We start from the raw sequence: 10,455 nt of genomic DNA, 5'->3' as shown, positions 1-10,455 counted from the left end.
TGCCCCCTTACAGTCCCGAACTCAACCACATCGAATTGCTCTGGCACCGCTGCAAGCATTACTGGATAAGGCCACAAGACTATGCCACCGACCAAACACTGCTCCAACGACTCGAAGACGTCTTAACCAACGTCGGCAAACAATACACGATTACTTTTGCATGACTACTTAGGTCGCATAAGCTGCTGCTGCTGGCTGAGGGCACGCGCGCCGCCAACTTCAGCTCCGGCTTCGACTACAACTTCGGCTTCAACTGGTACGGCGGCATCTACCAAGTGTACCGCAACGGCAACCCCGCCACCACCTTCGATGCCCTGAATACCAGCGAATATAACGGTGCCACAGGCGCCCAGCAGGTAGTGCGCTACATCACCAACCACGACGTAAACGGCTCCGATGGCACCCCGGTAGCGTTGTTCGGCGGGAAAGCGGGGGCCATGTCGGCCTTCGTACTTACGGCCCTATATAAAGGAGTGCCCATGATTTATAACGGCCAGGAAGCCGGCATGAGCCAGGCTATTCCGTTTCCGTTTACCGGCGTAAAGGTGCGCTGGGGCCAGAACCCCGACGTGAAGCGGGCCTATAAGCAGCTACTGGCTGCTCGCGCCGGCAGCGCGGCCCTGCGGATAGGCACACCCACTGCATACAGCACCGCCAACGTATGCGCCTTCACCAAAACAGCCGGCTCCGAGCAGGCCTTCGTGGTGGCCAACGTGCGCAATTCAGCCCAAACCTACTTTCTGCCGGCTACCCTCGCCAACACCACCTGGACCGATGCGTTGACTGGTGGCTCGCTCACGCTGGGCACTACGCTGGCGCTGCCAGCTTACGGCTATCTGGTGCTCAAGAAATAGTACAGTTGAGGCACTACAAGTCTACTTCAAAAATATTTCAGATTTTTTTTCGTTCCTATTAGCTTTACTGACAGAGTAATACCCATTCAAAAATGCTTGCTATGCCCTGCTAAGGCAGTTTTTTGTTTGTACACTCGACCTGACCTTCTATATTTGCATCATCAAAAGGGAAAGGCGCACGGCCCGCCCCGGATGGTTACCTGGTTCGGTAGTTCAGTTGGTTAGAATGCCGCCCTGTCACGGCGGAGGTCGCGGGTTCGAGTCCCGTCCGGACCGCAAAGGCCCTTCAGCACCCCGCTGAAGGGCCTTTTGCTTTTTTAGGTTACGCTCGGTCCTTGCGTCGCAGCTGCCGCCAATGCCTCAATATCGGCGCGGCGGGCCAGCACCTGGAGCCACTCGGCCGGAATTGCAGCCTCCCCATACCATAGCCCGGCCAGCCCGCCGGTTACGGCACCGGTGGTGTCGGTATCATCACCGAGGTTGACGGCCGCAAGCACCGTTTCGGCATAGGTTTCATGGCGTAGCAGGCACCAAAGCGCGGCTTCCAGCGTGTGCATAACGTAGCCGCCACTATTGATGGCCGTTGCAGAAATGTCGGGTAGGCGGCCGCTAAGGATGCGCTCAAACTTATCGGCTTCATGCGCTGGAACCTTTAACTCATACAGCTGGGCCGGGGCCTGTCGACACATTTCGGCATAGGCCCAGGCCGGCGACTGGCCAGTGCGCAGGTAGCGGGCCATTTCCAGGTACAGAAAGCATGCTACCGCCGAGCGGATATGGCCGTGGGTAATGGCCGACACGTTGTGGATGAGTTGGAAACGCTCTTTCAGGGGCGCATCTACCTGATAGAAAGCCAGCGGCAGAATCCTCATCAGCGCGCCATTGCCGTTGCTGTACTCGTCGGTGCCGCCGGCTAGAATCAGGTCGCCGTCTGCCTGCAGACGGTTCAAGGCCTCACGGGTGGTGACGCCGATATCGAACACAGAGCCGTGGGGTGTCCAGAGCTGCTCATAGTACCAGCGGCGGCTATATTCGGCTACTTTGCCGAGCGTGAAGCCATTGGCCAGTGTCTGGGCCAGGCAAAATGTGAGCGAAGCATCATCGGACCATGTACCAGCGGGCTGATTATGGGTGCCGTATTCACGCATGGTTACCACGGGGTCGAGACGGCGGGCGGCACGGCTCTGGAACTCAACGGGTACGCCCAGCGCGTCAGCCACGGCTAGCCCCAGCAGGGCCGCGCGGAGTTGCGTTTCAGTAGCGGTTGGCAATGGCATAGCGAAGGAATAGTGGAACGGCAAAATAGGTAATAGGCTGCCAGAATCCCGCTCTGCACAACGGCATTATGGCTTGCCGTGGCCCTGCGCTCAACCGGTTTTTTGTCCTGCTTCCGGTTCCCACAGTCGCCTGTTCATGAAAGCAACGCACGAGCATCCGATGTTTTTAAAGCGCTGATTAGGCTCTTATTCCCGCAAACGCAACAATCGGCCTCCTCCCCCGTACTGCAGCCCGCCGCTATCAGCAGCTTTCTGTATAGTACAGACGCTAGGGCGGGGCCTGGGAACTAAAATTTCAATCTTTTACTGCAGGTTTCCGTTTTTGGCTGAATACTTGCCAACAGCGTGCTTACCTTCGTGTGGCTTTTGCGGCTTTACCATTTTGCTATGACCCGTTTTTTTCTCTTCTTCATGCTACTGGTGATGGGCCTGGCCGACATCAGCCCCGCGCTTGCCGCCCCTCCCGGCCCAGCCGCCCGCGCTAAAATGCGCGGCAAAGTGTACGTACACCGGCCTAACTACCGCACCTATAAAGGTGGAGGCCGCAAAGCCCGCATGAAACGCACCGTTCGGTACCGGCAGCGCTGGTTCCAGTTCTGGCGCAAGCGTAAGAAAACCGAGCAGCGCGCCCCGCGTCGTTCCCGCAACACCACTATCGGCGCCAGCAACTAGCCCTGGACGCCCGATTATCATCTACAAAGCAGCCTTCCCGCACCAGCGCGGGAAGGCTGCTTTTTTTTAGGTGGGCTTCGACTATAGCGGAGACGAAAGCGCCGACGACTACCCCGAAACCTAGGCATCTTGAGTGGCTTTCCGTCGACACCAGTATTTCGGTGGTAGCGCTATCTTACGAGCTGAACATCCACGGAATCAGTTATCTGCCATTGGTATGCACTATCAATGGGGGCCATGGGGTCAGTAGCATACTCCTCAATAACGCTGCTTTTGCTCCAGTTAATTTTGATAGCCTGATTGCCGGCAAACAGCAGGCATGACGTTTCTACCCCTTCAGAAGAATCAATATTCATCAGCACACCCGCCGGGCCGTAGTCGACCGTTACCGGGTCATTAGCGTAGATGTCGTTGTAAAAGAGGGGGTCAACTGCCCGGAACGTGCCCGCCTGCCAGGTAGCCAGAAACGTGGTGTTGCGCCAGCTTACCAGGTACAGCGTTTGCCCATTCAGAGTAAAGCCCGACAGCAGCAACAGGCCCGAGTAGTCGAACAGTTTTTTACCCTGGCTCAGCTTCGCGTCGTAACTGCGGGCGAAATCCCGGTCCTGGGGCCTGTTTTCACCAACCCAGCGCGTTAGCTCGGCCGGGTTATCGATTTGCTGCAATTCTGCGGAGCCCATCATATGGGCCAGAGCAGAGAGCACAAAATACTTGCCGCCTCGCTTGGTAACCGCCACCGGGCAGGTAGCCCGGGCTATATAGTAGCAGTGCTGCTGTTTATCGTAGAAGTATACCTCGCCGCCGAACTCGCCGTTGCACCTCATGCAGACCACGTAGCGTGCATCTTCAAATAGCTTGGGCTGCTGGCTGAGTGGCAGCGGCTGGGTGTAGGGCTGCCAGCCGTTTTTTTCGGTGAAGGCCACCGGGCGGCCGTCGGCCAAGGCCACTAATTCCTGGCTAAGCACCCAATGGTAAGCGAATTTTCGGGTGTTGAGCTGCTGTTCCAGTTTTCGGTTTCGGGTCAGGGCCGGAAGCTGGTAGCACGCGAAGTAGCCCGGCTCGAACAGGACCACCAGATTGCCCCGATAAATCATGGAGTAGGAGAGCGGAAAAGGAGCTGCCGCGAAGGGGTTGCCCAGCAACACCTGACTTTTGCGCAGCCCCAGCGGCTGGTTGGCCAGCGCGATGGAAAAATCACGAGGGTTCTCGTCTCGATAGACAAACGGCAGGGCAGGCGGTATTTCCTCCGACTGCAGCTGAAGCCGTTGAAAGCGCTTCAGCAACTTCTGCAGCGCTGTCGGCGGTGTGTAAAAGCGGTTGCGCACCGTAATACCCGGCGAGGAATTATAGGCATATAGGGCGGCGGCCAGCAAAATCACCAACCCCAGCAGGCCCTCCAGCGACACAATTCTCTTCATAAACAGATTCGTCGATCAGCCATAAATAGCTATCAATATTCCCCTCCCTGCTTACTGCAGCCCCGTCACCCGAAACTCGACGCGGCGGTTGAGGCGGCGGGTATTTTCCTGGGTGTTGCTGGCCCGCGGCTCGCTGCCACCCAGGCCCACGCCGCTGATGCGCTCCGGGGCTACGCCGCGCTTTACCAGGTAGGCCTTCACGGCGGCTACCCGGCGCTGGCTTAACTCCACGTTTTTCTGCGGGTCGCCCACATTATCGGTGTGGCCGCGTAGCTCGATGGTAAGGCCGGGTGAGGCTGTAAGCAGCGTGGCCAGCGTATCGAGGGCTGGGAATGAGGTGGTGAGCAGCTCGCCCTGGCCGCGTGAAAACTGCACGTTTTCCAATTCCAGCGTCGAGCCCACGCCGAGCGGACGTAGCAGCACGTCCTGGGCGTAAGGGCCGGTGGCGGCGGCAAAGGTGGTATCGAGCGGTACGTAGCCGGGCAGGCGCAGCTGGGTGGCGTAGAGGTTGCCGGGCCGGGCCGGGAAGCTAAACACGCCACCGGCCGTGAGGGCCAGGGCCGTATCGGCGCGGGCCGACACCGTAATAGGGCGCAGGCGCAGGCCAGCACGGGGTAGTGGCTGCATCGTTATGGCATCGAGCACCCGGCCCCGCCATGGTGCCCGCACCAGTACGGGGGCCGACGGCTCGTCGGTGGCGGCCTTGCGGAACAGGTTGCAGCCCGCCAGGTCGGTGTACACGCCCCGCCGAATCCGGGCCACCTCTTTGGTTTCCATATCAATCTGATAAATGGCCTTGGGGCCGGCCAGAAACAGCCGACGGTTGCCGAACTCATCATTCTGCAGCAGAATACCACTGTAACCGCCCCGCTCGGGCAGTCCGTCGAGGGGCAGAATGTCGGGGGCGGGCTGGCGGCTGTCTATGTTGACGCGCAGCAGCGAGCCGTCGGTGCTGTAAACCTGGTAGAGCGTGCGGCGGGCATCGAAGCAGAAGTTGGCGTGGGTGCCGGCCCCCGCAAAGCCCAGCGCCCCGAAGTAGCGGGCTTTGCGCAGCGGATCGGTGCTCCAAACGGTGCTGACTGTGCCGCTGGCCGGATTCACGCGCACCAGCAGGTTGCCGTCGGCGGTGCTGAAGTACAGGTCGCCCCGGTCGTCGGTGCCGCCCGAAATCCAGACGCCGCCGGAACCCTGGGCCGGCAGCTGCCAGCTGGTGTACTCGCCCTGGCGGGTGGCGGGGTTGTAGCGGTACACCCGCTCGGGGGCGTTGGTAGGCGCTTTGGTTACGGCATACAGGCAGTTATCGAAGCCTTTGGCCAGGGCATATGACTGAAAGGGCAGTACCCGCCGATGAATGACGGGCGGCTGGGCCGGGTCAAGGCTGGAAAACTCATGTATCGTGCGGCAGTCGTCTTCCCAGATGTCGTTGTTGATGCGCAGGGCCGCAATGCCATAGAACTTATCGTCGCAGCCCTGGGGCGGCGGCGGTGGGGGGCGGCGGCTGGGGGGGCCGGGGTTCACGAGGCGCAACGAGGCCAGCAGCTGCCGGGCCGCTGCGCGGTGCGGGTCGGGCCTGTCGGGGCTGCGGTACTCCAGCCGGTACTCGTAGCCCTCGCGCCAGAGCCGGCGGCCCAGTACCCGCGTCCTCCGTGGCCCGCCGGCCGGGCGAGCCGTAGCGTCGTCGTAGGCATAGTCGTAGCGCAGCTCCTGGAAACGGTTTTCGTCGTGCTCCTCCAGCCGGTACACCCGCGCCCGGGGCAGGCTGGTTACATAGCGCCAAACCGAGTCGAGCTGACCGGCTTGCAGCAGGTTGAGGCTTTTCCGGTTGTCGGGTAGCGGGTGCAGACTGATGGAAGCCGCGGCGGGCGTAGTCTCCCAGTCGGGGCCCACATAAAACGTGGTGCGGTGGTTTTCGCCAGGCATTACCTGCCAGCCCGTGGGGTAGCCGAGTTGGTAGCCGCCGCGGGCATCGGTGTAGGTCTGGCCGGCGGCGTTGCCCTGGGCCCACCCCGGGCCGGGCGTGGCCAGTACTAGTAGTAAGAGCCAGATTTTTCCCCAGAGCATGTATTCGAACCACCTCATTGACTCAAAAATAGGCAGCAGGATTGGATGTTACTGGCTTGGGCCCGGCGGGCTGCGCCAACCCGAGAAAGGTGCGGCCAAAGACACTGCAGAAAACCGGTGAACCCGCGCCGGCCAGCGGGGGCAGGCTGCAAAGGCAGCTCGTTTATTGCGTATCTTTGCCCCCATATTGGCGAACCCATTGCCGCCTTCCTATTTACCCATATGAAAAAACTTCTCCTCATTACACTGATCCTGTCGGGCACCCTGGCGGCTTCGGCACAATCGATGGCTGGCAAGCCCCGTAAGAAATATGCTTTCCCTAAGAAGGATGAAGAAAGCACCTACGTGCTCAACGTAACGAAGAACACCGATGAGGAAGCGGAAGTCGATGCCTGCGTAACCCGGGTAGCCTACCTTCCCTACGTCGACCTCTTGGCTCAGATCAACGAGCTTAAGCGCATCAATAGCTGGGCTGATACCACCTACCAGCGCCGCCTGACGCAGCTCCCGGCCGGGGGGCAGCTTACCGTAACTATGTACCGGCGAGGTTCCAAGAATGCCGACCCCAGCTACCTGAGCCTGCTGGCAAAAAACAAGGCGGGCGAAGAGTTGCTCAACCTGCCCGAGTTGCCCGCTGGCCAAGGCCGCTTCTGGAACCGCGACCTATATATGAGTAAGCGAGTTATCCCATTTGTTAAAGTAGCTGGCGAACAGGATGTGTCTCTGACCATCAACGACGCTAAGACCAAGCAGAATTTCGAGTACATCATTAAAGCGCAATAGCACAAGCGTAAACCAAATGTATAAAGCCCGTATCCTGTCCTGGATACGGGCTTTATACATTTGGTTTACGCTTGTGCTATTGCTTATGCAGCCGGGCCCACTGCACGGCAATGATGGTTTTGGCATCCTCAAATTCGGCAGCAAATAATTCGTCGGCCGAGAATTCTACCGCTTCAATTCGTTCGTTCTCCGAAGCCAGCCCCCCACCGGGGCCTGACTGCCGGCTGACTTCGGCGTAGAAGACGGTGATAATTTCGGCGCTGGTGCCGGGCGAGGGGAACACGCGGGCAATCTGTTCCAGTTGGTCCACGTCGTAGCCCAACTCCTCCTGAAGCTCGCGGCAGATGGCCGTGGCCGGCTCCTCGCCTTTATCAACCATACCAGCGGCCAGCTCTATCAACTCTTTTTCGGGCCCGATGCGGTACTGCCGGGCCAGGATGTATTGCCCGCTGCCACTATGGCGTACCAGCGCCGCTACGGCCGTGCCCGGCTCGAACCGCTCGCGCTTAAGTGTCTTATCACCATCCTGAACCTGTAGCTGGCTGAGTTTGTAGTGGCCATCATAAGCCGTTTTGCGGTCGATAATGCGCATGCGTTGCGTTGAATCAGCGGGTTGTTGAAAGGTGGCCGGCTATTTGCGGCAAGCCGGGGCAGCGGCCGGACGGTCTGTGCCGCGCCGGCTTGCCCAACAGAGGCCTAGTATACGTCTTTATCGGCGCTATAAAACTAAAAAGCCCGATCTTTGCCGGCGGATATATTCCCGTGTCATTTTTGCCGCCTTCCGGCGGTTGCTTTTTCCCCTTAGATGTCGTTCGACGAACTCAACCTGATTGAGCCTATCCTCCGTGCCCTGCACGAGGAAGGTTACACCACCCCTACTCCTATTCAGCAGCAAGCCATTCCGCAGGTACTGGAAGGCCACGATCTGCTGGGTATTGCCCAGACCGGCACCGGCAAAACGGCCGCTTTCACCGTTCCCATTCTTCAGATTCTGCATCAGACGGCCCAGGTAGAGCGCCATGCCCCTGGTCGCATCCGGTGCCTGGTGCTCACGCCTACCCGCGAGCTGGCTATCCAGATCGGGGAGAGCTTTAAATCCTACGGTCGCCATCTGCCCAAGCTGCGCTCCACCGTTATTTTTGGTGGCGTGGGCCAGCACCCGCAGGTACAAATTCTTAAGCGGGGCGTCGAGGTACTTATTGCCACCCCCGGCCGCTTGCTCGACCTGATGAACCAGGGCTTTATTGACCTGCGCCAGATTGAGGTGTTCGTGCTCGATGAAGCCGACCGCATGCTCGACATGGGCTTCATTCACGACATCAAGCGCATCCTGCCCAAGCTGCCCGCCAGCCGCCAGACCCTGTTTTTCTCGGCCACTATGCCTGGCCAGATTCAGGAGTTGGCCGGCAGCATTCTGCGGCCCAACCCGGTGAAGGTGGCTGTAACGCCCGTATCGAGCACTGCCGAAACCGTAACGCAGGCCGTTTATATGGTCGATAAGAACGATAAGGCCGACTTGCTGGAGCACGTGCTGCAGGACAAGAATATCCGCCGCGTGCTGGTGTTCACGCGCACCAAGCACGGAGCCGATAAGGTGGTAAAAACACTGGCCAAGGCCAGCATTCCGGCCGAAGCTATTCATGGCAATAAGAGCCAAAACCACCGCCAGCGGGCCTTGTCTAACTTCAAGGCCGGTTCGACCCGCGTGCTGGTTGCCACCGACATTGCCGCCCGCGGCATCGACGTAGATGAGCTAACCCACGTCATCAACTACGAGATTCCGAACGAACCCGAAACCTACGTGCACCGCATCGGTCGTACCGGCCGCGCCGGTGCCGATGGGACGGCCCTCTCCTTCTGCGAAGATGAGGAGCGCGCTTACCTGCAGGACATTCAGAAACTCATCCGGCGGCAGGTACCGGTAGTGCAGAGCCATCCTTACGCCACATCGGCCGTGCAGCCAGTACCGCTAACCGGCGGACCACCCATCAAGCGCCCTAAGGGTCCGGCTGGTCGTCCGGCGCGTCCGGGCCGCGAAGGTGGCCAGCAGGGCGGTGGTGGCCGTGGCTGGGAGGGCCAACGCCCTGCCAGCGGCGGAGGCCGCGAGAGCAGCCCGCGCAGCCAAACCAGCAGCCAGGCCGGCCGTGGAGAAAGCCAGCGCAGCCCAGCCGGCGGCGGCTCGTCGCGAGGTGGTGGCGGTGGTCGGGGCCGGGGTGGCAGCCGGTAGGCGCTACATTGGTCTGTTGGCTGCTACCGGATAGTTTTTGGTTCGGTATCGCTCCCTAGCATCAAGCCCCATCGTTGCCCTTTTAGTGGGTGGCGATGGGGCTTAATTCGTAGAAACTGCCCGACACAACTGAGCAGATTTAGCCAGGCCGGCAAACAAAAAGGCAGCATGTTGCTTAACTATACGGAAGCTGTTTGGCAAGCCATAAGTAGCGTATGCTTTGGTTGCGCGGCAGCCAGCCGAGGCTTGATGTGCTTTTAGCCTGCCAAACAGTTTCTGTACCCACTCCCGCTCCGGAACAGCTCTTTATTCATCGTTATGGCTCAACGCACCCTTCCCGTTATTCAGGCACTGCGCGATACGGCTCAGCGCCTTGCCACCCAGGCCCCCTACCAATGGGGGCACATGGGCAGCTGCAACTGTGGCCACCTGGCCCAGACTGTTACCCGGCTCACCAAAGCCGAAATTCATACGCGAGCCATGCAGCGCTACGGCGACTGGGAACGGCAACTGCTCGACTATTGCCCTACCAGTGGCCTGCCCATAGATGAAACTATTGATGAGATGCTGGCCCTGGGCTTCAGCCGGACCGACCTCACGCACCTGGAGCGCCTCTCCGACCCTGCTATCCGGGCCGCTATTCCGTTTGAGCGCCGCAACGCCCTGCGCCACAACCAGCGCGATGATGTAGTGCTTTATCTGCGTACCTGGGCCGGACTATTGGAAGCCGAACTACTGGCTACCATTGAGCTGCCCAGCCTGGTGCCAACTGCAACTCTGGTAACTGTGCAGGTGTAGGTGTAGGTCGGGCAGAGTTAACTAGCATAAGCACAAAAGCCCCGCCGGCAGCTGCCGGCGGGGCTTTTCATTTAAACTGGTTTCCGTAGTGGAAGGAGTATTAATAATTGACGTTGCTCCGCTGGGCCTCGCGGTACTCCTGTGAGCGGTGGCTACGCTTATAGGCAGCATCGGCGTTGGGGTCCTTCTCCGGGTCGGGAGCCTGGGTGCAGGACGACAGAATCAGCGAAGCGCCAGCGGCGAGGAAAACGAGCAGACGAAGATTTTTCATAGCCCAAAGGTACGCACCAGACCTAAATCGGGCAAATCCATCATTGCTGCCTTTCGGCACTTGCTTTGGGTGCGTTGCCGAGGAGATATAACGA

At 59.6% G+C, this 10,455-nt stretch carries 11 protein-coding genes and 1 tRNA gene; 7 read left to right on the top strand and 5 right to left on the bottom strand.

Going from position 1 to position 10,455, the window contains the following annotated elements:
- The 3 genes from J7E24_RS18040 to J7E24_RS16680 all read left to right on the top strand — a co-directional run.
- A partial coding sequence (locus J7E24_RS18040; RefSeq protein ID WP_215139257.1) for a transposase occupies positions 1-164 on the top strand: 164 nt, incomplete at its 5' end.
- A 111-nt stretch (positions 165-275) separates the two neighbouring features.
- Positions 276-854: an alpha-amylase family glycosyl hydrolase gene (locus tag J7E24_RS16685; protein WP_317195679.1), complete on the top strand. Its 579-nt coding sequence runs from the start codon at positions 276-278 to the stop codon at positions 852-854.
- A gap of 202 nt (positions 855-1,056) precedes the next feature.
- A tRNA-Asp gene (locus tag J7E24_RS16680) sits at positions 1,057-1,130 on the top strand.
- A gap of 41 nt (positions 1,131-1,171) precedes the next feature.
- Here the strand turns inward: J7E24_RS16680 and J7E24_RS16675 are convergent.
- Positions 1,172-2,131 (bottom strand): ADP-ribosylglycohydrolase family protein, encoded by a 960-nt coding sequence (locus J7E24_RS16675; protein WP_215139255.1) that lies wholly within the window; start codon positions 2,129-2,131, stop codon positions 1,172-1,174.
- Positions 2,132-2,518: 387 nt separating this feature from the next.
- Here J7E24_RS16675 and J7E24_RS16670 point away from each other — a divergent pair, with 387 nt between their 5' ends.
- The gene (locus J7E24_RS16670; protein WP_215139254.1) at positions 2,519-2,803 is read left to right on the top strand and encodes a hypothetical protein; all 285 of its coding nucleotides are present in this window, start codon (positions 2,519-2,521) and stop codon (positions 2,801-2,803) included.
- A gap of 170 nt (positions 2,804-2,973) precedes the next feature.
- Here the strand turns inward: J7E24_RS16670 and J7E24_RS16665 are convergent, their stop codons facing one another.
- Positions 2,974-4,221 carry a hypothetical protein gene (locus J7E24_RS16665; protein WP_215139253.1) on the bottom strand — a complete coding sequence of 416 codons (1,248 nt, stop codon included), beginning with the start codon at positions 4,219-4,221 and terminating at the stop codon, positions 2,974-2,976.
- Between the two features lie 51 nt (positions 4,222-4,272).
- Positions 4,273-6,300 carry an OmpA family protein gene (locus J7E24_RS16660; protein ID WP_215139252.1) on the bottom strand — a complete coding sequence of 676 codons (2,028 nt, stop codon included), beginning with the start codon at positions 6,298-6,300 and terminating at the stop codon, positions 4,273-4,275.
- Positions 6,301-6,504: 204 nt separating this feature from the next.
- On the opposite strand from J7E24_RS16660, the gene J7E24_RS16655 reads away from it, so the two are divergent.
- A complete protein-coding gene (locus J7E24_RS16655; protein ID WP_215139251.1) occupies positions 6,505-7,065 on the top strand; it encodes a hypothetical protein in 561 nt (186 codons plus the stop codon).
- Between the two features lie 76 nt (positions 7,066-7,141).
- On the opposite strand, the gene J7E24_RS16650 is transcribed toward J7E24_RS16655, so the two are convergent.
- The gene (locus J7E24_RS16650) at positions 7,142-7,657 is read right to left on the bottom strand and encodes an NUDIX domain-containing protein (RefSeq protein ID WP_215139250.1); all 516 of its coding nucleotides are present in this window, start codon (positions 7,655-7,657) and stop codon (positions 7,142-7,144) included.
- 213 nt (positions 7,658-7,870) lie between these two features.
- Here J7E24_RS16650 and J7E24_RS16645 point away from each other — a divergent pair, with 213 nt between their 5' ends.
- Positions 7,871-9,292, top strand: coding sequence for a DEAD/DEAH box helicase (locus J7E24_RS16645; RefSeq protein ID WP_215139249.1), 1,422 nt, complete (start codon positions 7,871-7,873; stop codon positions 9,290-9,292).
- Positions 9,293-9,610: 318 nt separating this feature from the next.
- Entirely contained in the window at positions 9,611-10,090 is a 480-nt protein-coding gene (locus tag J7E24_RS16640) for a hypothetical protein (RefSeq protein WP_215139248.1), read from the top strand.
- 100 nt (positions 10,091-10,190) lie between these two features.
- On the opposite strand, the gene J7E24_RS16635 is transcribed toward J7E24_RS16640, so the two are convergent.
- Positions 10,191-10,361 carry a hypothetical protein gene (locus J7E24_RS16635; protein WP_215139247.1) on the bottom strand — a complete coding sequence of 57 codons (171 nt, stop codon included), beginning with the start codon at positions 10,359-10,361 and terminating at the stop codon, positions 10,191-10,193.
- Positions 10,362-10,455: the final 94 nt, after the last annotated feature.

The organism is Hymenobacter sp. ISL-91 (assembly GCF_018613725.1).
Taxonomy (GTDB): Bacteria; Bacteroidota; Bacteroidia; order Cytophagales; family Hymenobacteraceae; genus Hymenobacter.
The sequence above is the reverse complement of the archived record's forward strand: the minus strand, read 5'-3'. Positions and strand labels throughout refer to the sequence as shown.

What these genes read in the sequence shown, in the direction of transcription:
- J7E24_RS16675 (WP_215139255.1), bottom strand. Translation starts at nt 2,131, where the DNA reads ATGCCATTGCCAACCGCTACTGAAACGCAACTCCGCGCGGCCCTGCTG.
- J7E24_RS16670 (WP_215139254.1), top strand. Translation starts at nt 2,519, where the DNA reads ATGACCCGTTTTTTTCTCTTCTTCATGCTACTGGTGATGGGCCTGGCC.
- J7E24_RS16665 (WP_215139253.1), bottom strand. Translation starts at nt 4,221, where the DNA reads ATGAAGAGAATTGTGTCGCTGGAGGGCCTGCTGGGGTTGGTGATTTTG.
- J7E24_RS16660 (WP_215139252.1), bottom strand. Translation starts at nt 6,300, where the DNA reads ATGAGGTGGTTCGAATACATGCTCTGGGGAAAAATCTGGCTCTTACTA.
- J7E24_RS16655 (WP_215139251.1), top strand. Translation starts at nt 6,505, where the DNA reads ATGAAAAAACTTCTCCTCATTACACTGATCCTGTCGGGCACCCTGGCG.
- J7E24_RS16650 (WP_215139250.1), bottom strand. Translation starts at nt 7,657, where the DNA reads ATGCGCATTATCGACCGCAAAACGGCTTATGATGGCCACTACAAACTC.
- J7E24_RS16645 (WP_215139249.1), top strand. Translation starts at nt 7,871, where the DNA reads ATGTCGTTCGACGAACTCAACCTGATTGAGCCTATCCTCCGTGCCCTG.
- J7E24_RS16640 (WP_215139248.1), top strand. Translation starts at nt 9,611, where the DNA reads ATGGCTCAACGCACCCTTCCCGTTATTCAGGCACTGCGCGATACGGCT.
- J7E24_RS16635 (WP_215139247.1), bottom strand. Translation starts at nt 10,361, where the DNA reads ATGAAAAATCTTCGTCTGCTCGTTTTCCTCGCCGCTGGCGCTTCGCTG.